The organism is Ruegeria profundi, from assembly GCF_049800715.1.
GTDB classification, from domain to species: Bacteria; Pseudomonadota; Alphaproteobacteria; order Rhodobacterales; family Rhodobacteraceae; genus Ruegeria; species Ruegeria profundi_A.
Genome location: NZ_JBNAFO010000001.1, coordinates 207,327 through 230,543 on the forward strand (window position 1 = coordinate 207,327; position 23,217 = coordinate 230,543).

General features: G+C 58.3%; 26 protein-coding genes and 1 tRNA gene. 11 read left to right on the plus strand and 16 right to left on the minus strand.

Translation table 11 applies throughout. From position 1 onward, the window contains the following. Positions 1 to 59 precede the first annotated feature (59 nt). From ACP15L_RS01030 to ACP15L_RS01040, 3 genes are all read left to right on the plus strand, one after another. A tRNA-Ser gene (locus ACP15L_RS01030) sits at positions 60 to 149 on the plus strand. A 582-nt stretch (positions 150 to 731) separates the two neighbouring features. Further along, positions 732 to 1,286, plus strand: coding sequence for a hypothetical protein (locus ACP15L_RS01035; protein ID WP_170548657.1), 555 nt, complete (start codon positions 732 to 734; stop codon positions 1,284 to 1,286). Between the two features lie 175 nt (positions 1,287 to 1,461). Continuing rightward, complete coding sequence (locus tag ACP15L_RS01040; RefSeq protein ID WP_425082806.1) at positions 1,462 to 2,490, plus strand: alcohol dehydrogenase catalytic domain-containing protein; 1,029 nt, start codon at positions 1,462 to 1,464, stop codon at positions 2,488 to 2,490. A 62-nt stretch (positions 2,491 to 2,552) separates the two neighbouring features. On the opposite strand, the gene rpsI is transcribed toward ACP15L_RS01040, so the two are convergent. From rpsI to ACP15L_RS01055, 3 genes are all read right to left on the minus strand, one after another. Beyond that, positions 2,553 to 3,038 (minus strand): 30S ribosomal protein S9, encoded by a 486-nt coding sequence (gene rpsI / locus ACP15L_RS01045; RefSeq protein ID WP_039535473.1) that lies wholly within the window; start codon positions 3,036 to 3,038, stop codon positions 2,553 to 2,555. 6 nt (positions 3,039 to 3,044) lie between these two features. Next, positions 3,045 to 3,503, minus strand: coding sequence for a 50S ribosomal protein L13 (gene rplM / locus ACP15L_RS01050; RefSeq protein ID WP_170373746.1), 459 nt, complete (start codon positions 3,501 to 3,503; stop codon positions 3,045 to 3,047). A 162-nt stretch (positions 3,504 to 3,665) separates the two neighbouring features. After that, the gene (locus ACP15L_RS01055; RefSeq protein ID WP_425082807.1) at positions 3,666 to 5,069 is read right to left on the minus strand and encodes a PLP-dependent aminotransferase family protein; all 1,404 of its coding nucleotides are present in this window, start codon (positions 5,067 to 5,069) and stop codon (positions 3,666 to 3,668) included. Positions 5,070 to 5,168: 99 nt separating this feature from the next. Between ACP15L_RS01055 and ACP15L_RS01060 the strand changes: the two genes are divergently transcribed. Further along, on the plus strand, positions 5,169 to 5,396 hold the full coding sequence (locus ACP15L_RS01060) for a DUF1127 domain-containing protein (protein ID WP_170373748.1): 228 nt from the start codon (positions 5,169 to 5,171) through the stop codon (positions 5,394 to 5,396). A gap of 63 nt (positions 5,397 to 5,459) precedes the next feature. Here ACP15L_RS01060 and ACP15L_RS01065 read toward each other — a convergent pair whose 3' ends face one another. Further along, a complete protein-coding gene (locus ACP15L_RS01065) occupies positions 5,460 to 5,903 on the minus strand; it encodes a PaaI family thioesterase (protein WP_425082808.1) in 444 nt (147 codons plus the stop codon). Positions 5,904 to 5,961: 58 nt separating this feature from the next. On the opposite strand from ACP15L_RS01065, the gene ACP15L_RS01070 reads away from it, so the two are divergent. From ACP15L_RS01070 to gluQRS, 4 genes are all read left to right on the plus strand, one after another. After that, positions 5,962 to 6,747 (plus strand): enoyl-CoA hydratase, encoded by a 786-nt coding sequence (locus ACP15L_RS01070; protein WP_425082809.1) that lies wholly within the window; start codon positions 5,962 to 5,964, stop codon positions 6,745 to 6,747. A gap of 256 nt (positions 6,748 to 7,003) precedes the next feature. After that, positions 7,004 to 8,344: a methylenetetrahydrofolate--tRNA-(uracil(54)-C(5))-methyltransferase (FADH(2)-oxidizing) TrmFO gene (gene trmFO / locus ACP15L_RS01075; RefSeq protein WP_425082810.1), complete on the plus strand. Its 1,341-nt coding sequence runs from the start codon at positions 7,004 to 7,006 to the stop codon at positions 8,342 to 8,344. Positions 8,345 to 8,381: 37 nt separating this feature from the next. After that, complete coding sequence (locus tag ACP15L_RS01080) at positions 8,382 to 8,996, plus strand: class I SAM-dependent methyltransferase (protein WP_170676083.1); 615 nt, start codon at positions 8,382 to 8,384, stop codon at positions 8,994 to 8,996. Further along, positions 8,993 to 9,865, plus strand: a complete 873-nt coding sequence (gene gluQRS / locus ACP15L_RS01085; protein WP_425082811.1) for a tRNA glutamyl-Q(34) synthetase GluQRS — start codon at positions 8,993 to 8,995, stop codon at positions 9,863 to 9,865. The genes ACP15L_RS01080 and gluQRS overlap by 4 nt, the downstream gene beginning before the upstream one ends. A gap of 55 nt (positions 9,866 to 9,920) precedes the next feature. On the opposite strand, the gene hisI is transcribed toward gluQRS, so the two are convergent. Beyond that, on the minus strand, positions 9,921 to 10,310 hold the full coding sequence (hisI, locus tag ACP15L_RS01090) for a phosphoribosyl-AMP cyclohydrolase (RefSeq protein WP_425082812.1): 390 nt from the start codon (positions 10,308 to 10,310) through the stop codon (positions 9,921 to 9,923). A 48-nt stretch (positions 10,311 to 10,358) separates the two neighbouring features. On the opposite strand from hisI, the gene ACP15L_RS01095 reads away from it, so the two are divergent. Beyond that, positions 10,359 to 10,811, plus strand: coding sequence for an iron-sulfur cluster assembly scaffold protein (locus tag ACP15L_RS01095; protein ID WP_425082813.1), 453 nt, complete (start codon positions 10,359 to 10,361; stop codon positions 10,809 to 10,811). 59 nt (positions 10,812 to 10,870) lie between these two features. Then, positions 10,871 to 11,509: a MarC family protein gene (locus ACP15L_RS01100; protein WP_425082814.1), complete on the plus strand. Its 639-nt coding sequence runs from the start codon at positions 10,871 to 10,873 to the stop codon at positions 11,507 to 11,509. A gap of 186 nt (positions 11,510 to 11,695) precedes the next feature. Here ACP15L_RS01100 and ACP15L_RS01105 read toward each other — a convergent pair whose 3' ends face one another. From ACP15L_RS01105 to ACP15L_RS01125, 5 genes are all read right to left on the minus strand, one after another. After that, positions 11,696 to 11,818 (minus strand): hypothetical protein, encoded by a 123-nt coding sequence (locus tag ACP15L_RS01105; RefSeq protein WP_256439826.1) that lies wholly within the window; start codon positions 11,816 to 11,818, stop codon positions 11,696 to 11,698. Positions 11,819 to 11,931: 113 nt separating this feature from the next. Further along, positions 11,932 to 14,022, minus strand: a complete 2,091-nt coding sequence (gene recG, locus ACP15L_RS01110) for an ATP-dependent DNA helicase RecG (RefSeq protein ID WP_425082815.1) — start codon at positions 14,020 to 14,022, stop codon at positions 11,932 to 11,934. Beyond that, positions 14,019 to 16,271 (minus strand): NAD-dependent DNA ligase LigA, encoded by a 2,253-nt coding sequence (gene ligA, locus ACP15L_RS01115; RefSeq protein WP_425082816.1) that lies wholly within the window; start codon positions 16,269 to 16,271, stop codon positions 14,019 to 14,021. The genes recG and ligA overlap by 4 nt, the downstream gene beginning before the upstream one ends. A 125-nt stretch (positions 16,272 to 16,396) precedes the next feature. After that, positions 16,397 to 17,113 (minus strand): response regulator transcription factor CtrA, encoded by a 717-nt coding sequence (ctrA, locus tag ACP15L_RS01120; RefSeq protein ID WP_170466869.1) that lies wholly within the window; start codon positions 17,111 to 17,113, stop codon positions 16,397 to 16,399. A gap of 84 nt (positions 17,114 to 17,197) precedes the next feature. After that, on the minus strand, positions 17,198 to 17,491 hold the full coding sequence (locus ACP15L_RS01125) for a DUF1153 domain-containing protein (RefSeq protein ID WP_209253590.1): 294 nt from the start codon (positions 17,489 to 17,491) through the stop codon (positions 17,198 to 17,200). 128 nt (positions 17,492 to 17,619) lie between these two features. Between ACP15L_RS01125 and mnmA the strand changes: the two genes are divergently transcribed. Next, entirely contained in the window at positions 17,620 to 18,765 is a 1,146-nt protein-coding gene (gene mnmA / locus ACP15L_RS01130) for a tRNA 2-thiouridine(34) synthase MnmA (protein ID WP_425082817.1), read from the plus strand. On the opposite strand, the gene ACP15L_RS01135 is transcribed toward mnmA, so the two are convergent. The 6 genes from ACP15L_RS01135 to fabZ all read right to left on the minus strand — a co-directional run bounded on the left by ACP15L_RS01135 (position 18,762) and on the right by fabZ (position 23,176). Further along, on the minus strand, positions 18,762 to 19,307 hold the full coding sequence (locus ACP15L_RS01135) for a carboxymuconolactone decarboxylase family protein (RefSeq protein WP_425082818.1): 546 nt from the start codon (positions 19,305 to 19,307) through the stop codon (positions 18,762 to 18,764). The genes mnmA and ACP15L_RS01135 overlap by 4 nt on opposite strands. Before the next feature lie 80 nt (positions 19,308 to 19,387). Continuing rightward, entirely contained in the window at positions 19,388 to 19,963 is a 576-nt protein-coding gene (locus tag ACP15L_RS01140; RefSeq protein WP_425082819.1) for a hypothetical protein, read from the minus strand. After that, positions 19,956 to 21,122, minus strand: coding sequence for a lipid-A-disaccharide synthase (gene lpxB / locus ACP15L_RS01145; protein WP_425082820.1), 1,167 nt, complete (start codon positions 21,120 to 21,122; stop codon positions 19,956 to 19,958). Before lpxB ends, ACP15L_RS01140 begins: the two co-directional genes overlap by 8 nt. Continuing rightward, a complete protein-coding gene (locus ACP15L_RS01150; RefSeq protein WP_425082821.1) occupies positions 21,122 to 21,916 on the minus strand; it encodes an LpxI family protein in 795 nt (264 codons plus the stop codon). Before ACP15L_RS01150 ends, lpxB begins: the two co-directional genes overlap by 1 nt. A 4-nt stretch (positions 21,917 to 21,920) precedes the next feature. Continuing rightward, positions 21,921 to 22,706, minus strand: coding sequence for an acyl-ACP--UDP-N-acetylglucosamine O-acyltransferase (gene lpxA / locus ACP15L_RS01155; protein WP_170458277.1), 786 nt, complete (start codon positions 22,704 to 22,706; stop codon positions 21,921 to 21,923). Further along, positions 22,703 to 23,176, minus strand: coding sequence for a 3-hydroxyacyl-ACP dehydratase FabZ (gene fabZ, locus ACP15L_RS01160; RefSeq protein ID WP_170373767.1), 474 nt, complete (start codon positions 23,174 to 23,176; stop codon positions 22,703 to 22,705). The genes lpxA and fabZ overlap by 4 nt, the downstream gene beginning before the upstream one ends. Positions 23,177 to 23,217: the final 41 nt, after the last annotated feature.

Consider the following 23,217-nt stretch of genomic DNA (forward strand, 5'->3'; position numbering starts at 1 on the left):
AATTTTCTGCTTGCACCCCTTCGCGTTCCTCACTAAATCCCCCCCTCACAGACCCCCGCGGAGAGGTGCCGGAGTGGTCGAACGGGGCGGTCTCGAAAACCGTTGTGGGTGCAAGCCCACCCAGGGTTCGAATCCCTGTCTCTCCGCCATAATTTCCAATTGGCTTCTTTGCTTGCACAGACCGACAGGTCTGTTGTTATGCGCAAAGAGAGGGGCTGGCCAAGACCCCCTCATCCAGCCCCCCTCACACCGCCCCTCACATTCAACCACAAAGTGAGAGATCAGTGCCCCTTTTGGCCCAATAGGCCTATTCAAACAAAAAACGTTACTCGTTAATTTGGGGACCAAACCCGAGCGCGACCCCCACAATGTCACTTTTGCCCCGTCTGACTGCAGTGTCGGTCATTTTGGGGTCAAAGGCAGTGAAGTCCTTCACATAAGACCAAAAATTCGACCGAACAGTAAAGTGCGAGCATCGTCGCAGGTTTCGCTCGGCACCACGTTCTCGCGCAACGCCTATACCTCAAACGCCAGGCTCGACGCGGTAATGCGATATCATCGAAATTCAATGCAAAGCGCAAAGCGGTGGGCGCTTTGTCGCCGGAACAAGCCGCACAATCAGCGTAGCTTGGCCCAAACCCGTATTCTGCTGAGAAATCACAAGAATTCCCCTTTGAGTCGTCCTAGATTTGGATCATCCCAGCGGCACAAATTTCCAAAGGAGACTCATAATGTCGCGTACTCTTCTTATAATCATCGTCCTCGTCGGTCTTGGCGCGGGCGGGTATTTCTATCTCAACCAACCTGAACCGACGCCGGCCGAAAGACTTGAAGCCGCAGCCGAGGATGCGAGCGATGCCGTCAGCGAAGCGGCCTCGGCCGTGCAGGACGCCGCAAGCGAAGCGTTGGAATCGGCCACGGAACAAGCCAGCGAAGCGGCGTCATCTCTGACCGAACAGGCCTCTGAGGCCGCGTCATCTGTTGCGGATCAGGCCACTGAGGCAGCCAACTCAATCGCGGATCAGGCCTCCGAGGCTGCAGACCAAGCCGGTGATCAGGTTGCCTCGCTGGCAGATCAAGGTCAGGAGTTGTTCAACTCTTGGGTTGAAGAGGGCATGCTGACAGCTCAGAACTTCGACTATGACGCCATGGTCGCCTCGGTACAGAACAGCGAGATGGCACAGGGTGTCAAAGATCAGGTGATCAAGATCCTGGACGAGATCAAAGCCTCGCCTGAGGCTGTTCTGACCAAGCTTCAGGACCTGCAAAATGCGATGAGCCAATAAGGGTCAGGCCGTCCACTGTCGGCCATCTCCACATGCCGTGACGTTAGATCGCGGCTTAATTGACGCGGCGCGGGGCTTTTGTTTGGCTTGACCCAACAAGAACCCCGCGCCGTTTTTCTTTGCCGTCAGGCTGACGCCTGATCCGGTGGCCCCGGCGCAACTCAAGGACTGACCAATGACCGACTTGCCCTCTACCATGCGCGCCGTTGTCCTGAAACATGACGGCTATTCCGGCACGATGACAGGCCCCACGATCAAAGACGCGTCTGAGTGGTTGGCAGACGCCGAATTGCCCGTCCCTACCCCCGGCCCCGGACAGGTTTTGATCCGGCTGCGCACCGCTTCGGTCAATCCGTCAGACATTCACTTCATCAAAGGCGAATACGGCCAACCCCGTGTCAAAGGTGCCGCTGCGGGCTTTGAAGGGTGCGGAGATGTTGTGGCAACGGGCAAGGGTGCGGAAGGTCTACAAGGCCTGCGCGTCGCCTTTGTTGCCGCCGGATCAGGAGCGTGGGCCGAATATGTCGTGACCCAGATGCAAATGTGCATCCCTCTGCGCCCCGACATCTCGGACGATGACGGGGCTGCGCAGATCGTCAATCCGCTGACAGCGATGGCCATGGTCGATATGGTCAAGGTAGACGGCGATGCGTTTGTTGTTTCAGCCGCCACCAGCCAGTTGGGTAAGCTGATGTGCAGCCTTGGGCGGGATCTGGGCTTGAAGCCCATCGCCATGGTGCGGCGCGCTGAGGCTGCTCCGATGCTGAAAGAGCTTGGGGCTGCGGAAGTTCTTGTCACAACGGACCCTGACGTTGCGCACCAATTTGCCGAACTGAGCGCCAAGCTGAAGCCCCGCGTCTTTCTCGACGCTGTCATGGACCCTCTTTCCGAGCAGATTTTCTGCGCCATGCCCAATCGCGCACGTTGGATTTGCTACGGCAAACTCGGCAGCGATGCCCCAACCCTGACCCAAACCGGGCAATTGATCTTCATGGGCAAACGGATTGAGGGGTTCTGGCTGACAAACTGGATGATGACCACCCCTCCGGCCGACCAGATGCGCGTTGTGACCGAGGTTCAGGCGCGTTTCGCGGACGGTCGTTGGAAAACGGATGTATCCGAGCGTCTGACACTGGGCGATCTGATCACCAACTTAGGGGACGCTTTGAAAACGAGCGACGGGAAGGTGATGATTACGCCCTAACCCTTTGAAAAGAAAAAGGGCCCGCGATTGCGAGCCCTTTTGAAATTCGTTGTTCGCAGCGATTAACGCTTCGAGAACTGGAACGAACGCCGCGCTTTGCGCTTACCGTATTTCTTACGTTCCACAACGCGGCTGTCGCGGGTCAGGAAGCCAGCGGCTTTCAGAGCACCACGCAGCGAGGGATCATAGAGTTGCAGCGCTTTCGAGATGCCGTGCTTGACCGCACCGGCCTGACCGGTCAGGCCACCGCCTTTGACGGTTGCAACAACGTCGAACTCACCTTCAACACCAGCAACCTGGAAAGGCTGGCGCAGGATCAGCTGCAGAACGGGACGAGCGAAGTACTTGTCCTGGTCTTTGCCGTTCACAGTGACCTTGCCGGAACCCGGCTTGATCCAAACGCGGGCAACAGCGTCTTTACGCTTGCCGGTGGCATACGAACGACCAAGTTCGTCACGTACGGGTTCACGTACGATGACTTCTTCGGCCACGGTTTCAACGCCTGCGACGGCGCTCAGCTCTTCGAGAGTATTGATCTGATCAGCCATCGGTCATTAGCTCCGGGTGTTTTTCTTGTTCATGGACTTAACGTCCAGAACTTCGGGGGCCTGGGCTTCATGCGGGTGCTCGGCACCGGCGTAAACGCGCAGGTTGGTCATTTGCTGACGCGCCAGACGGTTGCCCGGCAGCATGCGCTTGACGGCCTGAACGACAACGCGCTCAGGATGGGCACCTTCCAGGATCTGCTGTTTGGTGCGCGACTTGATGCCGCCCGGGTGGCCAGTGTGCCAGTAGAAGTTCTCTTCGCGCTTCTTGCCGGTCATCTGGATTTTGTCAGCGTTGATCACGATGACGTTGTCGCCCATGTCCATGTTCGGGGTGAACGACGCTTTGTGCTTGCCACGCAGGCGCATGGCGACGATCGAGGCAAGACGACCCAGAACAACGCCCTCGGCGTCGATCAGGATCCACTTCTTGTCGATGTCTGCAGGTGTTGCAGAAAAGGTTTTCATGGCAGGATAGTCCTGTTTGATGTGAAAGACCGCCCCAAGACAGAGCGGTCCGAATTCGATGGAGGGGGTTTAGACCTGCTTAGAATGCACGTCAACACACACAATCAAGTTTTTATATTGCGTTTTCATAGGTTTATAAAATAGGTATTATTTTACCCCACTCTAAACGCTGATTTGCTCAGGCGGATTGTCCAGCAAAGCCCGCAGGCGGAGCATCGCATCCTCGAACCTCTGCAGCGAGACATGCCCGTTCATCGCAATGCGCACCGCATTCGGAGCGCGTCCATCCCGCAGCGCGAACTCATCCGCAGATCGCAGTTGAATTCCTTCTCGCTCAGCGGCACGGCTGAACGCAGCAGCCCGCCAACCCGACGGCAAATGCAGCCAAACAAACGGCACATCAGGCGCCCAGTTCAGATCGAACCCGCCCAAGGCATTCACGGTCACCCGCACATACTCTCCCATCCGCGAGCGTACATCCCGCGCTATTTGGCGCGTGCGAGGGTCAGAGAGTAGCAGACGGGTCAGTTCAGCCAGCGGCTGTGCAAGGCCAAAATATCCATATTCGGCTGAGCGGCGCAGATCCACGCTCCGGTCTCTGGGCGCAATGGCAAAGCCGACGCGCAAGGACGGTGTCAGCACTTTCGAGATCGAAGACACGTGCCATCCCCGCTCAGGGGCCAACGCGCGGAAGCTTGGTTCCTTCGCGTCTCCCATCCGGTAGCAGTCGTCCTCAACGATCTGCACATCGTATTTCCGCGCGATTTCCACGATTTCCTTGCGCCGCTCCAAAGGGGTGTGCAGCCCGGTCGGGTTCTGAACCTCAGGTGAAACACAGACCGCCTGCGCTGGCGTCTGGCGCAAGACATGCTCCATCGCTCCTGGATCAATGCCCCACCTATCCATTCTAATGCCAACCACATCGGCCCGCATCAACTCAGCTGCGCGACGGAACCCGGCATAAGAAAGATCTTCGACCATCACGATCGGTTTGGGACCCTGCAGGATAGTCTGGAATACAAGGCACAGGCCGTTCTGACCTCCGTGTGTCAGTACAATGTCGTCGTCGCTCAACTTGCCAAGCGGCAGGTTCGACAACCATTCAACCACTGCCTGGCGCATGGGTTTATACGCATCGCGTGTCGGATAGTTCATGAACAAGGCCGGATCCGACTGCGCGACTTTCTGTAGACACTCGCGGATCAGAGACACCTGCCCCATATCTGCAAGCCTCGGGCTGAACAGGCTCACGTGATTCGCATTCTGAGCCTCAGCCAGATGAAGCTGCCGAGACCAGACATCATCCAGAATCGGAGATTTCGGAGGGGCGACAAATGTACCACGTCCGACCTCAGCTTGTAGCAAGCCCTCTTCGGTCAGAATCGTATAGGCACGCGCGACGGTTCCTGGAGTGATCTGGAGTCGATACGCGAGCTCGCGCACTGGGGGCAGTTTGGCTCCGATATCTAACGTCTTACTTTCAATCGCTTTTCGTATTGTATCAGCCACTAAGGTGTACTTGGGCCCTTTGGATTTCGGCAGCGTCTCCGGCCAAATTGTATCCATTACAATTCTTCCTTTGCATTTGACACAATTGCGAATGTATCAAACTCATGTACCGAACATTGCTACTTTGTGTCAATACAATTTGAAAGGAATACTGAGATGACACGCACAATGCACACTCCCGCCCTTACACTGCTGAACGCCAGCCCCCGGCTGCCGCTGATCGCTGTGCTGGCCGTGCAGTTTGCGGCAGCGGTCACTCAATGGGAACGCCGTCGTCGCAGTCGCGTCAATCTGGGAAAGCTGGATGACAGGTTGCTCAAGGACGTAGGCCTGACCCGTCTGCAAGCCGACCGCGAAATCAAACGCTATTTCTGGCAGCTTTAACCCATCCCCAGTCCCAAATTCATTTGGGACCTCTTCCCTGGCCGGGGTTCGCCCCGGCCCTTTTTATCCGAATTTTGCAGCCGAAGACCCGGCGGGCGGGATGGAATAGGTCATACTGGCCCGCGCCACGGGCTGATCTGATCCGACCGAGTAAATCAATACATCGCCAACGGCCAGAGTGCGCCCCAGCTTCAGTAGGCGACATTCAGCGATCAAATCTTTGCCTCCTTCAGGTTTGCGCAAAAAGTCCAGGGAGCTATTGGTCGTCACCGCCAAGGACTGACGCCCCTTGCGCGCCAAAACCATGGCATAGACGCAAACATCCGCCAGACCGAACATCGACGGGCCTGAAACCGTACCTCCGGGGCGCAAATGACGGTCCTCGACTACGAGGCGCATGGTGATTGTCTCCTCGGTCAGGTCCTCAACCACGAAATCGCGATGAACCTGTGGGAATACCCCTTTAAGGTACTGCGACAGCTCGTCTTTGCTTAACGCCAATCCCATGCTTCCCCTCCTTAACGTCTCGCCCTAGAGTTGGCCCAACAGCCAGCGGGAGGGCAAGATGGCAATTTTGGAACGTAACGACACAGGTGCCATCGCGCGGCTGCACATGAACGCACCTGAACGGCTGAACGCGCTGAGCGACGAGATGCTAGCCGCCTTGCAGGCCGAGTTCGACACGCTGCGCGATGATCGCTCGATCCGGGCCGTTGTGCTGTCGGGCGAAGGCAAGGCCTTCTGCGCCGGGCATGATCTAAAACAGATGACAGCCGGACGTCAGTCTGAGGATGGCGGCAAGGCCTATTTCCAGGACCTCTTTAACCGTTGTGCGCAGATGATGATGTCGATTCAGTCCCTGCCCCAACCCGTTATTGCGCAGGTCCACGGCATTGCGACAGCTGCGGGTTGTCAATTGGTCGCCACCTGTGATCTGGCCGTCGCCGCCGAAGGCACGCGCTTTGGGGTGAACGGAGTGAATATCGGCCTGTTCTGCTCAACCCCCATGGTCGCGCTCAGCCGCAATATCCCCAGAAAGCAGGCATTTGAGATGCTGACCACCGGAGGTTTCCTCTCAGCCGAACGCGCTCAGGAACTGGGGTTGATCAATCGGGTTGTTCCCGAAACTCAACTCAACGACCAAGCCCTCGCCTTGGCCGAACAAATCGCAGACAAGCTGGGCGTCGCCGTCAAAATCGGGAAAGAGGCGTTTTATCAACAGCTTCAGATGCCGCTGGATCAAGCCTATGCCTATACCGGAGAGGTAATGGTGCAGAATATGCTGCATCGCGATACCGAAGAAGGCATTTCTGCGTTTATCGAAAAACGCCCCCCGAATTGGTCTCAATAAGACAATTATTCCGAACATTTTTCACTACTGTCATCATTTTTGCACTTTTCAAAAGGGCAACACTGTGGCAATGCTGGGACGAGGCTAAGGCCTCAGCTACACTTTTGGGTCGCCGTGGGCGGAAGGTCCCTCCAAGCTGGTTTCTCTCACTGGCGTTGACATTCCCGCAGCGGCGACCCCAAGACCCCCCTAAAATCTGAAGCATTTGACGGTTGCTCAGTTGCGCCTGCTTGGGCTCTGCCCTATGTGGCAGCGCATGACACAAGCATTGCATATCGTGGGCGGCGGCATGGCCGGGTCCGAGGCCGCATGGCAGGCGGCGGAAATGGGCGTGGATGTTGTGATCCACGAAATGCGCCCCACCGTGGGCACCTTTGCGCACCAGACCGGCAATCTGGCCGAGATGGTGTGCTCCAACTCGTTCCGCTCAGACGATGATGAGCAAAACGCCGTGGGTCTGCTGCATTGGGAAATGCGCGCCGCAAACGGATTGATCATGACGACCGCCGATGCCCACCGCCTGCCCGCAGGCGGGGCGCTGGCCGTCGACCGCGACCCGTTTGCCGAGGCGGTCACGGCCAAACTGCGCGCGCATCCCCGGATCACGGTGACGGATGAAGAGGTTACCTCTCTTCCCGACGACGGTCAGTGGATCTTTGCCACCGGTCCTCTGACCTCGGCAAAGTTGGGTGAGGCCATTCAGGCGGAAACCGGATCGGATGCGCTGGCCTTCTTTGATGCCATCGCGCCGATTGTCTATGCCGAGAGCATCGACATGAGCAAAGCCTGGATGCAGTCTCGTTATGACAAAGGCGAGACTGAGGAAGAGCGGACCGCCTATCTGAACTGCCCCATGGACCGCAATCAGTACGAGGCCTTCATCGACGCCCTTCTGGTCGCCGACAAAACCGAGTTCCACGAGGGAGAAACCGCGGGCTACTTTGATGGCTGCCTGCCGATCGAGGTGATGTCTGAACGGGGTCGTGAGACCCTGCGCCACGGGCCAATGAAACCCGTCGGCCTGACCAATCCACATCAGCCGGACGTGAAACCTCATGCCGTTGTGCAGCTGCGCCGCGACAACGCTCTTGGCACGCTGTTCAACATCGTGGGTTTCCAAACCAAAATGAAATATGGCGCCCAGACCGAGGTGTTCCGCATGATCCCCGGCCTAGAGAACGCCAGTTTCGCACGCCTTGGCGGGATACACCGCAATACGTTCATCAACTCTCCGACGCTTCTGGACGCGCAGATGCGTTTGAAATCAAAGCCAAATATCCGCTTCGCCGGTCAGATCACCGGTGTCGAAGGCTATGTCGAAAGCGCGGCTATGGGGCTTTTGGCAGGTCGACTGGCGGCAGCTGAAATTCTCGGCCGCGCCCTGCCCGAGCTACCGCAAGACAGCGCCATGGGCGCCCTGATCCACCACATTACCGGCGGCGCGGAGGCCAAGACGTTTCAGCCCATGAACGTCAATTTCGGCCTGTTCCGCCCTGTAGATGGCCTGAAAGGTGGCCGCCGGGGACGCAAAGACCGCTACAAAGCCTACACCGACCGCGCCAAGGCTGAATGGACGGAGTGGCTCGCGCAAAGCTGACTGGACGATAGCGGACCCAACGGCTTAACATGCGGCTATGAGTGACAAGTTTTTCAAGGACACATACGGATCGAAATCTCCGCAGGACACCCAAGCGCATTATCAGAAATGGGCCGCAACCTATGAGGATTCTGTGGCGGAACAGGGATATGCCACCCCGGGTCGGGTTGCCAAAGCGCTGTGGTCCAAGAGGCCTGAGGCACAAACGCCCATTCTCGACTATGGCTGTGGAACGGGGTTGTCCGGTGTTGCGCTGCGCTCAGTCGGGTTTGAAGTGATCGACGGAATGGACCCCACGCCCAATATGCTTGAGGAGGCCAAAGCGAAGAACGTCTATCGATCGCTGATCGGCTTTGATATATCGGATCCCGAACCCATTGAACACGGCGCTTACTCAACCATTTCAGCCATCGGAGTGATCGGTGCCGGAGCAGCACCGCCTGAAACTCTGGACCTCCTCATGCACGCGTTGCCCAAGGATGGTCTGCTGGCATTTTCTTATAACGATCATTCACTTGCGGACTACTCTTATACCTCACGCCTGAACGACTGGCTGGACATGGGGGCCGCGCGCTTGCTGTTCAAGGAATACGGGCCTCATCTGCCCGGAATGAACATGAAATCTGACGTGTACATACTCGAAAAGACGTGACTTTTACGACTCGCTTTGCGCCTTCCCCTACAGGTCCTCTGCATCTTGGTCACGCCTATTCGGCGATGCTGGCCAGTGACAAGGCTGCCTCCGAAGGCGGCACATTCCTGCTGCGGATCGAGGATATCGACCAATCCCGCGCGCGACCGAAGTGGGAGGATCAGATCTATGCGGATCTCGAATGGCTGGGCCTCAGCTGGCCAACACCCGTTTTGAGGCAATCTGAGCGCATCCAAATCTATGAACAGGCCCTCGATACCCTGTGGTCGAAAGGTCTATTGTACCCCTGCACCTGCAATCGCAAGGATATCGCGGCGGCGGCCAGTGCCCCGCAGGAAGGGGCACCTCTGCACGGGCCGGATGGCATCATCTATCCCGGTACCTGTCGGCATAAAGCCAGCCGAAACAGCGTAGAACGGCCTAAAGACACGCCGCTGAGACTTGATATGGCTATGGCGGCACAATCCGTTCTGCCACATGGGACCGGCAGTTTTCTCGAACTGGGCACTGGCCCAAATGGGGAAACTGGACGGATTTCCTTCGACAAAACCGAATTGGAAACAACGATCGGTGATGTTGTCCTGTCCCGCCGAGGTATGGGCACCTCTTACCATCTGTCCGTCGCCCTCGACGATGCGGCGCAGGGTGTGACCCATGTCATTCGCGGTCAGGATCTGTTTGAGGCAACGCGTATCCACGTCCTGTTGCAGGCTCTGCTGGGCTTACCCACGCCCGAATACCTGCACCACCGCTTGATCCGCGACCCGAACGGCAAGCGCCTCGCCAAACGAGACGACGCCCGCGCGATCGCCAAATACAGGGACGAAGGCGCAACCCCTCAGGACATCCGCGCCATGGTCAACCTCTGACCCCGCATTGTCTTTTTAAAAATACTCAGACCGAAGGTGGCGACATCTGCGCCACTCACTCCATCGGTTTCATCAATTCGACTTCTTCGCCGTCGCGCACAGCCGTGTAGAAGCACGTCCGGCGGTTGGTGTGACACGCCGCGCCAGTCTGACGGATCACGACCAAGATGCAATCCCGGTCGCAATCAAAGCGGAAATCGACCAGTTCCTGAATATGCCCGGACGTCTCGCCCTTGATCCAAAACGCCTGACGTGAGCGCGACCAATAGGTGACGCACCGCGTCTCCAGCGTGCGCTCAACCGCTTGCTGATTCATCCAGGCCATCATTAACACCTCACCCGAGGCGTGATCCTGCGCGATGGCGGGAATCAGCCCGGCTTCGTTATATTTGAGATTGGATGGATCGAACGTGACAGTGTCAGACATGACAAAAACCTTTTGCATCCCGAGGGCTGACCACTATGTATGGGGAACACGGAACGAGGGAAAGCCATGAGCGGCGAGAACGACCTGATTAAGCTGTACTCCGGGCGCATTCTGGCGCTGGCGGCTGATATCCCGCATCTGGATCGGCTGGATCAACCCGATGCGACGGTCAAGAAACGCTCGCCGCTTTGCGGATCAACCGTAACCGTTGACGTGGCGATGAAAGACGGACGTGTTAGCGATTTCGGGCAGGACGTCAAAGCCTGCGCCCTCGGTCAGGCCGCTGCTTCAGTGGTTGGCGATGCGGTGATTGGTGCAACGCGGGCACAAGTTGAAACCGCCCGAGATCAGCTGAAGACCATGCTAAAAAAGGACGGCCCTGCCCCAGATGCTCCGTTTGACGGGCTTGAGGTTCTGATCCCCGCCCGTGAATACAAAAACCGCCATGCCTCAATCATGCTGGCGCTTGAGGCAACAGCTGAAGCGATGGAACAAGCCGAACAGTCGAACTGCGCCTAAGCTTGGCGTTCTAAACCAAACCTGTTTAATTTCACCCAAACTTCGGTGGAGGAATGGGCTTGAACAACCTACTCGAACACTTCGTGACGTTGTGGGTTGTCATTGACCCGATCGGCACAATTCCTGTTTTCATCGCCGTCACTGCGGGCCTCGAAGCCGCTGCACGGCGCAAAACGGCGATGCTCGCGTCGTTGATAAGTGCCGGTGTGCTTCTGTTCTTCCTCGTTTTCGGACAATTGCTGATCGAGGCGCTGGATATCGGGTTGAACTCGTTCCAGGTTGCCGGAGGGATAATCTTGTTCCTGTTCGCGCTGACCATGATCTTTGGCGAAAGCAAACAGGAGATCGAACAACGCGCTGCCGAAGACGACAAGGAAGACAAGATCCATAAGCACAATCCGGCGATCTTCCCTCTGGCAGTGCCATCGCTAGCTTCACCCGGTGCGATGCTAGCGATCGTGATCCTGACCGACAACCACCGCTACAGCGCCACCGACCAGGGGATTACTGCCCTCGTCATGTTGTCGGTCGTGCTTATCGCCTTTGTTCTGATGCTTCTGGCCGAGCCGATCATACGCCTTATCGGTCATTCCGGCGCGGCAATCATCAGCCGGGTGATGGGGATGATCCTGGCCTCGGTCGCAGTGAATTCCGTTCTGTCGGCGATGTTGGAAATCATAAAGACCGGCCAGCTGTAAAAAAAACCGCCGCTCCTTCCGGGCGGGAAGGGCGGCGGCAGGCAATGCGTTTCTCGTGTGGGGTCCGGGATACCGCGCGGGGCCGAGGCATGGCCCCTCAAGGGGTTTGGGACAGGCAGGTCACCCTTGATTTCACTGGGGATGACAGGCGCGGGCTATTCGGCACGAGATCGCAGGCAAAAAGAGTTAGAAGCCGACCGGAAGGTGAAGAGCCACCATCAGCATAACGACCAGAGACGCAACACCCGCTGCATCCTGCAGGATGGTCGAGTGCGAGCGTGTGATTACGGTCTTGATCTGGGTCAGCATGGGTCACCTCCGGGTCAGGGATTTAATCCTTTGTTGACCTTTTGTTCTCATATTTCCCCGAGTCGGTAAAGAACTTTTTAAGAACATTCGCGAACTTTATGGATACTTCGTTACTAACCCACTGAAATCAAACGGATCGCCTGATCCTGTTTCATCAGCCAAAGCAGAACACGCGCAGCTTTGCCTCTATCTGTGGTCAATTTGGGATCGGTATTCAGCAAGGCTCGTGCATCAGTTTGGGCAACGGCCATCAATCCGGCCTGCCGTTCCAGATCCGCAATGCGAAACTTGGGCAGGCCCGACTGGGCCGTGCCAATCAGATCGCCCGCACCACGCATCTGTAGGTCAGTCTCAGAAATGCGAAAGCCGTCCTCGGTCTCACGCAGAACCTCCAACCGTTTGCGGCCACCCTCACTGAGAGGCGCCTGATACATCAGCAAACAGGTCGAATCCGCATCCCCTCGGCCAACGCGTCCGCGTAATTGGTGCAGTTGAGCCAGACCGAAAATCTCAGCCCGTTCGATCACCATGATCGAGGCATTGGGGACGTTCACGCCCACCTCGATCACGGTCGTCGCTACCAGAACCTTGGTTCCACCTGTCTGGAACGCGGTCATGGCGGCATCTTTTTCGGCAGGCGGCATTTGACCGTGGACCAGACCAACGGTGCCCTCTCCCAAGATAGCGCGCAGGCGCTTGAACCGCTCTTCCGCCGCCGTTAGGTCGGACACCTCGGACTCATCGACAAGCGGACAGACCCAGTAACACTGCCGCCCTTCCTCAATGGCGCGGCGCAGATGGGCGACGACTTCTTCCATCCGCCCTGTGCTGACAATCGCGGTCTTGATCGGTTTTCGCCCCGGCGGCTTTTCATCCAGAACCGAGACATCCATATCGCCATATTGCGCCAGGGCTAGACTGCGCGGGATCGGCGTGGCCGTCATGACCAAAACATCAGCACCCTGCCCTTTTTCCGACAGCTCCATCCGCTGGCGCACGCCAAAGCGATGCTGTTCGTCGACAATCGCCAGACGCAAGGCCTTGAACGCCACATCAATTTGGAACACCGCATGGGTGCCCACAAGTATCTGGATATCGCCAGCCTCCAAAGCGGCAAGCTTGGCCCGCCGCTCTGCCCCCTTGTCGCGTCCGGTCAGGATTTCCAACACAACGCCGGCCTCTTCCGCCAAGGGACGCAACCCCTCAAGATGCTGGCGTGCCAGAATCTCGGTCGGAGCCATCATGACCCCCTGCCCCCCGGCCTCCACCGCGACCAGCAGAGCCATGAACGCCACCAGCGTTTTGCCTGCGCCCACGTCACCCTGAAGCAACCGGTTCATGCGCGATTCCGAGGCCATATCGCCCACGATTTCATCTATCGCCCGTGTCTGCGCACCAGTTGGCCGATAAGGCAGGCTCGCCAGAACCTTCGATTGCAACTTGCCCGAGCCAACACTGACAATCCCGCGTGCTTTGCGTTCCCGTTGCCGCGCCAGAGCCAGCGTCAACTGATGCGCCAGCAGCTCATCATAGGCCAAACGCTCGCGCGCCGGGGCGAATGAAGCTACGTCATCCGCGCCTTGAGGGTTGTGTGCGGCCTGAATTGCCGCGTGCCATGAGGGCCAGTTTTGACTGCTGATCTGCGCCGGATCAACCCATTCGGCCAAGACCGGTGCGCGCGTCAAAGCGCTGCGGACGGCCTTGAACATGGTCTTCTGCGTGATCCCCTGCGTCAGATGATAGACCGGCTCAAAGTCCGGTATTTCCGAGGCTTGATCTACGGGCAGCATATGATCGGGATGCACCATCTGCGCCATGCCGTCGAACAGCTCCAACTTGCCCGAGATCACACGGCGCGATCCCTCCGGCAGGACTTTCTTCAGGTAGTCGCCACGCGCGTGAAAGAACACCAGTTGGAAATCGGCCTGACTGTCCTCGACATGGACCCGATACGCACCGCCCCTGTTCCGAGATGGGCGATGCGGGCCGACCGTCACCTCAACCGTCAGCGTCGACGGTAAATCAACCCCTTGGATCGTGTCGCGCCTGCGTCGATCAATCACGGCATAGGGCAAGCCAAAAAGAACGTCTCGCGGGCTTTCCATCCCGGCCTGCGCCATCGCCTGAGCGATCTTCGGGCCGACCCCCTCCAAGGTTTCAACCCCTGCGAACAGGGGAAACAAGGATTCTGGCCGTCCGCTCATGCGCCGTCGATCAGCTGCAACCAGCCATCCTCATCCAGGGTTTCGATCCCCAACTCTGCCGCCTTTTTGGCCTTGGAGCCAGCACCCGGCCCCGCAACCAGAATATCGGTCTTCTTACTGACCGACCCTGAGACCTTGGCTCCCAACGCCTCGGCCCGCGCCTTGGCTTCGGCGCGTGTCATCTTTTCCAGCGTGCCGGTGAAAACTACCGTCTTGCCCGCCACCGGGCTTTCTGAGGCCGGCGCATCAGGTGGCACGACAGTCAAATGCGCCTTGAGCGCATCAAAAGCCTGTCGCTCTTCGACGTTGGCGAAGGCGTCGGACAGGGCCAAACCAACCGTCGCGCCGATCCCGTCAACCGCAATTAGATCCGACCACGCGGCCGCGGCCTCCACGGCCACGGACAATTCTGCGATGGCGGCGGTGCGGCTTTCCTTGATCCGCGCCCGACGCCCGTCAGAGGCAGCTGCCAACCGTTCAGCCTCTTCCGCTTGATCCGCGGCGCGATACGCAAGCGCCGCCGGGCGCGCGGAATCGACAGCTTGGGACATCGCCTCCCAGTCGCGGTAATGTAGCGCAAGATCACGCGCGACGACCTCACCCACATGGCGGATTCCAAGGCCAAACAGCAAGCGAGCAAAGGGTATAGTCCGTTTCTCATCAATGGCCGCAAACAGATTACTGGCCGAGGTGTCCCCCCATCCTTCGCGATTTTTCAAACGGGACAGAGCGCTCGAGTCCCGGTTTTGCAGATCAAAGATATCGGCAGGCGTTTTGATCGGCAGGACGGGATCTTCATAGAACATCTCGATCTGTTTTGCGCCCAAGCCTTCGATATCGAAGGCCTTGCGAGACACGAAATGCTTCAATTTCTCAACAGCTTGCGCCGGGCAGATCATGCCGCCCGTACAGCGCCGCACCGCGTCACCTTCTTCGCGCACCGCCGCGCTTCCACATTTCCCACACGTGCGCGGGAACTCATAAGGAACCGCATCTTCGGGTCGTTTCGAAAGGTCGACATCGGCGATTTTGGGGATCACATCCCCGGCGCGGTAGACCTGTACCCAGTCCCCCTCGCGGATGTCCTTGCCGTCCCGGATGGTGCCACCCTTGGCGTCGCGCCCGGCGATATAGTCTTCGTTGTGCAGCGTTGCATTCGAAACCACAACTCCGCCAACTGTGACCGGATGCAAACGCGCAACAGGGCTGAGCGCGCCGGTGCGGCCGACCTGAATGTCAATCGCTTCAAGCCGGGTCCAGGCCAGTTCAGCGGGAAATTTATGCGCGATGGCCCATCTGGGTGTCGTCGATCGAAACCCGAGACGGGCTTGCAGGCCAAGGTTATCCACTTTGTAGACCACACCGTCGATATCATAACCCAGCGTCGCGCGCTGTTCTTCGATCGACCGGTAGTGCGCCAACATGTCCTGAGTTGTTTTGCACAAACGTGTCAGCGGATTGGTCGAGAACCCATAACTTTTCAGACGCTCAATCGCCACATCTTGCGTCTCAGCCAGAGGGGCTGACAGCTCTCCCCACGCGTAGGCAAAAAACTTTAGCGGTCGCGCGCGGGTGATTTCGGCATCCAGCTGTCGCAGCGAACCGGCCGCCGCATTTCTGGGGTTGGCGAAGGGTTTGCCGCCGGCCTCAGCCTGACGTTGGTTGAGCGCTTCGAAATCCGCATGAGACATGTAGACCTCACCGCGAACTTCCAGAATATCGGGAGCACCTTGGATTGTGTGCGGAATATCAGAGATCGTTCTGGCATTCGCCGTCACATTCTCTCCCACTTCTCCATCGCCCCGTGTAGCGGCTTGGACCAGGTTTCCCTGCTCATACCGCAGGGACAATGAAAGCCCATCGATCTTGGGCTCAGCCGTATAGGCCAAAGGCGCATCTGCAGACAGGCCCAAATACTTCCGAATCGAGCGGTCAAAATCCGCGACATCCTCATCGTCAAAGGCATTGCCCAAAGACATCATGCGCTGTGCATGCGTGACTTTGGAGAACCCGTCCGCTGGCCGCGCGCCAACTTGATCACTTGGACTGTCAGAGCGTTTTAGATACGGAAACTTCTCTTCTATTTCGACATTTCGCCTTTTCAGCGCATCGTATTCGGCATCCGAAATCTCGGGCGCGTCTTCCCCGTGATACAGCCTGTTGGCCCGCGACAGCAGGTCTGCAAGACGCGCGAGTTCGGCGCGTGCCTCATCCTCTGTCAGGTCTGCTATCGAGATGGAATTGCTCATGGCCTCGCCCTGTCACTTTATTCTGGACCTCAGTGATAGGGCGAGGTCATGGCTAGGTCCAGACGTGCTGAGCCGTGAGTGGAAATGCCACCCTATGGACCATGGGTGGCAAGTGTCTTCGGACGTCAGGCGTTGACTGCCATCCGCGTCTCATCAAGCGAGTTGCTTTGCGGGTCCCGCAACACATAGCCGCGCCCCCACACGGTTTCGATGTAGTTGTCACCGCCCGTTGCGTTGCTGAGCTTCTTGCGCAGCTTGCAGATAAACACGTCGATGATCTTCAACTCGGGTTCATCCATGCCGCCATAGAGGTGGTTGAGGAACATCTCTTTCGTAAGGGTTGTGCCCTTTCGCAAGCTCAACAGTTCGAGCATCTGATATTCCTTGCCGGTCAGATGCACCGTCTGACCATCAACTTCGACGGTTTTCGCATCCAGATTGACCGCCACCCGACCGGTGTGAATCACCGATTGCGAATGGCCTTTGGAGCGGCGAATGATGGCATGGATACGGGCCACCAGTTCTTCGCGGTGGAACGGTTTGGTCAGATAATCGTCTGCCCCAAACCCGAATCCCTTGATTTTGCTTTCGGTGTCATCGGCACCGGACAGGATCAAAATCGGCGTTTCCACCCGAGCGATACGCAGTTGGCGCAAAACCTCATGGCCGTTCATATCCGGCAGGTTCAGGTCCAAGAGAATGAGATCGTAATCATAGAGTTTCGCCAGGTCGATCCCTTCTTCCCCAAGGTCCGTCGCATACACATTCAGGTTGGCATGCGTCAGCATCAATTCAATGCTTTTGGACGTGGTCGGATCATCCTCGACAAGAAGTATTCTCATTTCACTGCTCCAATTCGGGTCAAAACTTCCAATTAAAAATAAACCTGAACAAGAATGGTTAATCTTGCGTTACCGTTGAATCATTTATTCACTTTCGCCTTTAGGTTGTCGATATTTTTTTAGTGCTGTGACCTTCAGAGCATCAACGCCATGCTCTGCCACGGCAGAGACCCAGAGGTTGAATTCCTCATCGCTGATGCCGTAGCGTTTCTTGGCCTCGGACAAGGTGATCAGGCCATATAGTACCCCGCGCACGACAAGGATCTTGCGCGACGCCACCCAGCGCCGCGTGTCTGGCGGGGGTAGATCGGCCTGCGACAAAATCGTGCCATCCGGAAGGGTTACAGACCGCGGACCTTCAACTTTGTGCAAATACATCTCTCAACCCTTTTCTGCTGCGACAAAGTTGACACCAGCCTACTTAATGCTGCGTGAAACCGCCCCTTGAGAGTGTCTAGAATTTTCTTATATTCTGCCGGTCTTTCTTAACCCGGACTGGAATCGCCATGGCCCTCGCCGCCGAGACCCAACTCAATTCGCTTGGCTTCGCCAAACCGCCCTCGGAAACGCGGGTGGTGGTTGCTATGTCGGGCGGTGTCGACAGCTCCGTCGTGGCCGCGTATCTGGCGGACCAGGGCTATGATGTCGTGGGCGTCACGTTGCAGCTGTATGACCACGGTGCGGCGCTGGCCAAAAAAGGCGCGTGCTGTGCCGGAATCGACATCCATGACGCGCGCCGTGTGGCCGAAGAGCGTGGTTTCCCGCACTACGTTCTGGATTATGAGAACATCTTCAAGGACGCGGTGATTGATGAATTCGCCGATAGCTATCTGGCGGGCGCGACCCCGGTGCCCTGCATTCGCTGCAATGAGCGGGTAAAGTTCAAAGACCTGCTGGAAACGGCCAAAGACTTAGAAGCCGATTGCATGGCGACCGGCCACTATATCCAGCGGAAGATGGGACCCAAGGGTCCGGAGCTGCACAGCGCCGAGGATGCGAACCGAGATCAGTCCTACTTCCTATTCTCGACCACGCCCGAGCAGCTGGATTTCCTGCGCTTCCCTCTGGGCCACCTGCCCTCGAAGGACGCAACCCGCGAAATGGCGGCGCAATACGGGTTGGCGGTTGCGGACAAGCCCGACAGTCAGGACATCTGTTTCGTGCCCAATGGCAACTATGCCAGCGTCATCGAAAAACTACGCCCCGGCGCGGCTGAATCCGGTGAGATTGTCCATGCCGATGGCCGTGTTCTGGCACAGCACAACGGCGTGATTCACTATACGATCGGGCAGCGCCGCGGTCTGGGCATCGGAGGCTTGAGTGAGCCGCTCTATGTGGTGAAACTCGATGTCGACAAGAAGCAGGTCGTCGTCGGCCCGAAAGAGATGTTGGCCACGCGAACCGTTCCCGTGCGCGAGATCAACTGGCTGGGCGATGAACCCTTCACGTCACGCGACGAATGGCATGTGTCGGTCAAAGTGCGATCAACCCGTCCCCCGCGCGAGGCGATCATTCGACCATTGTCTGACACCACAGCCGAGGTCGAATTGCTGACACCCGAGGAAGGTATCTCGCCCGGTCAGGCCTGCGTGTTCTACGACCCAAACAGCAGTCGCATTTTTGGCGGCGGCTGGATTTGGCGCGGCTACTAGGCCGAGACCGGCGTAACCTCGGGTTCGATCTGGATCTGAAGCGCATCGTTGAACCGATTGAACGCCCCGCACAGGGCAATGCGCCATGTCAGCTCAACGATCTGCGCGTCGGTAAACCACTCTTTCAGGTCCGAGACCTCAGCATCGCGCATCCGGCCTGAACGGGTGGTCACTGCTTCGGCATAGCGGACCACTGCCTTGTCACAGGCGTCCAGCTCGGGGTGATCCTCGACCTCCGGCAGCCGCGCCACGCCTTCTGCGCTGAGACCTGCCACGGTCAGCAAGGGCGTGTGATGCGACACGCAATAGTCGCAGGCGTTCAGTTTGGAGACGGTGACCATCGCCAGCTCCAACGCGCGGCGCGGAAGGGTTGCCTGCGCGCGTAAAGTGGTGAGCATCCCACTGACATGCTCCAGAACCGGAGGGCAATGCGCCGCCACCCGCGCCCAATTGTCGAACGGCCCATATGCGCCCAATTCCGCATGCGCCGCGCGCGCGGCCGGTGTCATGTCATCGTCGGTCAAGGCGGGAATACGGGTCATTAGGGCTCTCCTTCTGCCGCAGGGTATCGCAAGCTGCAGGTCCAACTGCAACGCCGCTTCGTTCACAACACCGACACAGATCAGAGTATATCGGTCGGCGAGTTCAGCAGAATGTAGAGACCGACGCAGACCATGATATAGGGTGCGATCCTTTCGAGCCGAGTGACGCGCGGGCCTAGTTTCTGCGCATGAGGCGCACCACAGGCAGCAACGGCTGCCAAACTTGCCGAAGCACAAGCCGCGCCAATCAGAGCCGCCAGCCGGAACGCAGGACTGGAATCTGCCAGCAAGGGCGTCATCACGGCGAATGTATCGACCGACAGGCTGAGAAACAGTGTCACGACCGAGGTCACTGCGCCCTTTGGCGTGTCGTCTGTCTGCTCAACTCCTGAAATCTGCTGCCAGATACCGCGCAGGCCAAGCGCTAGCGGAACGATCCCAAGATACCCGATCCACTCCGGCAGTCCGCTCTGGCTCAGGCCTGTTGCGACGGCCAAGGACAGGCACAGGACAAGCCCATGCGCAACGGCAAACCCCATAAGCGAGCGGCGGTGATCCATCACCAGCATCAGCCCCAACAACACGGCCAGATTGTCGAGATTGGTCGACACCATCACAACCCCGGCCGAAATCGAAAAGAGCAGATACTCAAGCATCAGCTTTGGTCATCCGGGCCAGCACGGCCTTGGCGGCGCGCAGGCCCGGTGCCTCACCGCCGCGGCCTAGACGGTCCATTGTGAGCGCCATGGCCTCACGTTGCGCTTCCGGGTTCGCGGCGACCTTTGTCAGGGCTTCGGCGATCTGGTCGGGCTGGCAATCGTCCAGCAGACACTCTGGTACTGTCCGCGTATCCGAGACCAGATTGACCAGCGTCGCCGTGTCCAGATGCACCATCCGCTTGGCGATCAGAGTTGTTAGCCAGTTGAGGTTATATGCAATCACCATCGGCGTAGCCTGCGCCGCCAGTTCCAATGACACAGTCCCAGACGCGGCCAAGGCCAGATCGGCTGCCGCCAAGGCCGCCCGCTTTTGCGCCACCGCCTGATCCGAGGGCAGATCACGTGGGTCAACCACCACAGGCGATCTGGGCCAGCTGCGCAAATGCTCGGTCACGGTGTCGACCATATGGGCCACCGTTGGCACAACAACCCGCGTTTCTGGGCGGTTCTTAAGGTAGAGCGAGAGCGCCTCACCAAAAACAGGAGCAAGCCGGTCGACCTCGCCCCGACGTGACCCCGGCAGAGCCAGCAACAACGGCGAATCCCCCAGATCATAGGCATCACGGAAGGCCTTGATATCCGCCTCCGTCGCCTGCGGTTCGCTGGCGACCGGATGGCCGACAAAATCGCACTCCATCCCCGCGCGTTCCATGTAGGGCGGCTCGAAAGGAAGCAGCGCCAGAACATGGTCGATCACCTTGGCCATCTTGTCGGCCCGCCCTGGACGCCAGGCCCAGACGCTGGGGGCGACATAGTGGACGGTGCGAATGTCGCTGCTCGCCTTGACCAGTTTGGCCACACGCAATGAGAAATCCGGACTGTCGATGGTGATCAGAACATCTGGTTGGGTGTCCAATACCGCCTGTGCCGTCTCAGATATCCGGCGTTTGAGGTGGAAGAACTTGGGCAGAACTTCGACCAACCCCATGACGCTGAGCTCGGACATGGGAAAGCGGCTGTTCAGGCCCTGAGCCTGCATCAGCGGCCCGCCTACCCCGTCAAACGCGACGTTAGGGACCAGCGCCTTTAGACCCTCCATCAAAGCGCCGCCCAGCCGGTCGCCCGAAGGTTCTCCGGCGACCAGAAAAACGCGCATCAGACGGCCCGCTCGCGCACATAGAGGAACAGGCCAAGGCGGTTGCACTCCGCGATCACGTGATCCCGTCGCAGCACCATCACGCCACCTTTTTCGATAACGATGCCCGTGAGACCCGCGGCCACCGCATCGGTAACGGTCTCCGGACCGATAGCCGGAAGATCAACGCGGCGATCCTGATCAGGTTTCGGACCTTTGAACAGAACCCCGCCGCCCGCATCCGGGCGCTGGGTCAGCGATTGCAACATCCAGGCGGTTCCAAAAATGCTCTCAACCGCCAGAGCCTGCCCTTTGGAGACGGCACAGGCCTGACCGATATCGGCACTGCCCATCGCGCGCAGAATACCTGCGGCACGGTCGGCATCGGCCAGATCGGCCTCGGACGGGTGCGTCTCGGTTAGGCATCCCAGCGGTGGTAGCAGATCAGGTGCGATCTCATGCGCGGCTTTGACGGCCAGGCCCGCATCCTCAAAGATACCGATCACAGCGCGTAAAGCGCCATCATCACCAGACATCATCGCCTTTTGAATGATCGGCACCAAAGGCATCGTTGCGGCATCAATCCGCGCGGGATCGACTTTGGGCCGCTGCACCGCACCCGCCATGCAGATCTGCGTCACGCCGCGCGCTTTGAGATCTGCGAGAAAGCTGCCGAGCTGCTCCAGGCGGAAAACGACGTCCGCCGTCAGGTTCTCAGGTTCGAACCCCTCCATCGCGCAGACCAACGGACTGTCTGGCAGAGCGTCCACGACAGCGTCTGGCAGAACACCCGTCCCTGCGATCAAAGCCAGCATTTGGTTACTTCCTCGGCGTCAGGAACGAGCGATCTGATTGACCGGTGACGAACTCGACAATGCGCTGAACATATTCGCTGTCGGTACCCTCGCCTGCGCGATGGGCGCGTTCCTGAAAGGTCCCTTCGCCGCCGGACAGTTCCTTGAACGCCGCCCGCAGTGCCGAGATATCCTCACGCGATACACCGCGACGTTTCAGGCCAACAAGGTTAAGCCCGTCCAACTCGCCGCGCGGCGCTTGCACCAGACCGTAGGGAATAACGTCATTCGGCACCATGGTCAGCGCGCCAATGATGGCGCCACGACCAACACGGACCCATTGGTGCAGGCCCGAGATACCACCAACGATTACGTCATCTTCGACGATACAATGCCCCGCCGCGCCCGCATGGTTCACCATGATCACACGGTTGCCGATCTGAACGTCATGGGCCACGTGAACACCGGCCATGAACAGGCAATCGTCACCGATCCGAGTCACACCACCACCGCCTTCGGTGCCCGTGTTGATGGTCACATGCTCGCGGATGCGGTTGCGCTGGCCGATCTCAAGCCGCGTATTCTCACCGCCGAATTTAAGATCCTGCGGGATCTCACCGATCACCGAGAAGTTGAAGATGACAGTATCGTCGCCGACCGTGGTATCACCTGTGACGACCACATGCGTCTTCAGCTCGACCCGGTCGCCCAGTTTGACCTGAGGACCCACGTAGCAGAACGGACCAATCACGCAGTCCTGACCGATCTGCGCACCGTCTTCGATGATTGCGCTTGGGTGAATGCCGCTCATGTTGTTTTTTCCATGTCCCAATCGACATAGGCCGAGAATTCGGCTTCGGCTGCGACCTCACCGTCAACGGTGGCGCGTCCGTTGAACTTGAACAGCTTGCCGCCCTTCTTGCCACGCAGGGTTTCGACATGCATCTCCAGCACGTCACCCGGCACCACTTTGCGGCGGAATTTACATTTGTCGATGCTCATGAAATAGATCAGCAGCTCGGTATCAATGACATCCATGCCGACGCCCAGCATCACGCCCGAGGTCTGCGCCATCGCCTCGACAATGGTGACACCCGGCATTATCGGCGTTCCGGGGAAGTGGCCCTGGAAATGAGGCTCGTTCATGGTGACATTCTTGATGCCACGGGCCGATTGATAGCCGTCGATGTCGACCACCTTGTCGACCAGCAGAAACGGATAGCGATGCGGCAATATCCGCTGAATCAGCTGAATGTCGGCGCTTTTGGTTTCCGTCGTCATCGTTCACTCGTCCCGTCATTTGGATGTGTCAGTTTCCGCGT

What these genes read in the sequence shown, in the direction of transcription:
- ACP15L_RS01095 (WP_425082813.1), top strand. Translation starts at nt 10,359, where the DNA reads ATGAGCGGCGAGAACGACCTGATTAAGCTGTACTCCGGGCGCATTCTG.
- ACP15L_RS01140 (WP_425082819.1), bottom strand. Translation starts at nt 19,963, where the DNA reads ATGCTTGAGTATCTGCTCTTTTCGATTTCGGCCGGGGTTGTGATGGTG.
- ACP15L_RS01055 (WP_425082807.1), bottom strand. Translation starts at nt 5,069, where the DNA reads ATGGATACAATTTGGCCGGAGACGCTGCCGAAATCCAAAGGGCCCAAG.
- ACP15L_RS01125 (WP_209253590.1), bottom strand. Translation starts at nt 17,491, where the DNA reads ATGTATTTGCACAAAGTTGAAGGTCCGCGGTCTGTAACCCTTCCGGAT.
- ACP15L_RS01060 (WP_170373748.1), top strand. Translation starts at nt 5,169, where the DNA reads ATGACACGCACAATGCACACTCCCGCCCTTACACTGCTGAACGCCAGC.
- lpxA (WP_170458277.1), bottom strand. Translation starts at nt 22,706, where the DNA reads ATGAGCGGCATTCACCCAAGCGCAATCATCGAAGACGGTGCGCAGATC.
- ACP15L_RS01135 (WP_425082818.1), bottom strand. Translation starts at nt 19,307, where the DNA reads ATGACCCGTATTCCCGCCTTGACCGACGATGACATGACACCGGCCGCG.
- hisI (WP_425082812.1), bottom strand. Translation starts at nt 10,310, where the DNA reads ATGCAAAAGGTTTTTGTCATGTCTGACACTGTCACGTTCGATCCATCC.
- ACP15L_RS01065 (WP_425082808.1), bottom strand. Translation starts at nt 5,903, where the DNA reads ATGGGATTGGCGTTAAGCAAAGACGAGCTGTCGCAGTACCTTAAAGGG.
- ligA (WP_425082816.1), bottom strand. Translation starts at nt 16,271, where the DNA reads ATGAGCAATTCCATCTCGATAGCAGACCTGACAGAGGATGAGGCACGC.
- ACP15L_RS01150 (WP_425082821.1), bottom strand. Translation starts at nt 21,916, where the DNA reads ATGCTGGCTTTGATCGCAGGGACGGGTGTTCTGCCAGACGCTGTCGTG.
- ACP15L_RS01040 (WP_425082806.1), top strand. Translation starts at nt 1,462, where the DNA reads ATGACCGACTTGCCCTCTACCATGCGCGCCGTTGTCCTGAAACATGAC.
- ACP15L_RS01035 (WP_170548657.1), top strand. Translation starts at nt 732, where the DNA reads ATGTCGCGTACTCTTCTTATAATCATCGTCCTCGTCGGTCTTGGCGCG.
- recG (WP_425082815.1), bottom strand. Translation starts at nt 14,022, where the DNA reads ATGAGCGGACGGCCAGAATCCTTGTTTCCCCTGTTCGCAGGGGTTGAA.
- mnmA (WP_425082817.1), top strand. Translation starts at nt 17,620, where the DNA reads ATGGCCCTCGCCGCCGAGACCCAACTCAATTCGCTTGGCTTCGCCAAA.
- ACP15L_RS01105 (WP_256439826.1), bottom strand. Translation starts at nt 11,818, where the DNA reads ATGCTGACCCAGATCAAGACCGTAATCACACGCTCGCACTCGACCATC.
- rplM (WP_170373746.1), bottom strand. Translation starts at nt 3,503, where the DNA reads ATGAAAACCTTTTCTGCAACACCTGCAGACATCGACAAGAAGTGGATC.
- ACP15L_RS01080 (WP_170676083.1), top strand. Translation starts at nt 8,382, where the DNA reads ATGAGTGACAAGTTTTTCAAGGACACATACGGATCGAAATCTCCGCAG.
- fabZ (WP_170373767.1), bottom strand. Translation starts at nt 23,176, where the DNA reads ATGACGACGGAAACCAAAAGCGCCGACATTCAGCTGATTCAGCGGATA.
- lpxB (WP_425082820.1), bottom strand. Translation starts at nt 21,122, where the DNA reads ATGCGCGTTTTTCTGGTCGCCGGAGAACCTTCGGGCGACCGGCTGGGC.
- ctrA (WP_170466869.1), bottom strand. Translation starts at nt 17,113, where the DNA reads ATGAGAATACTTCTTGTCGAGGATGATCCGACCACGTCCAAAAGCATT.
- ACP15L_RS01070 (WP_425082809.1), top strand. Translation starts at nt 5,962, where the DNA reads ATGGCAATTTTGGAACGTAACGACACAGGTGCCATCGCGCGGCTGCAC.
- trmFO (WP_425082810.1), top strand. Translation starts at nt 7,004, where the DNA reads ATGACACAAGCATTGCATATCGTGGGCGGCGGCATGGCCGGGTCCGAG.
- rpsI (WP_039535473.1), bottom strand. Translation starts at nt 3,038, where the DNA reads ATGGCTGATCAGATCAATACTCTCGAAGAGCTGAGCGCCGTCGCAGGC.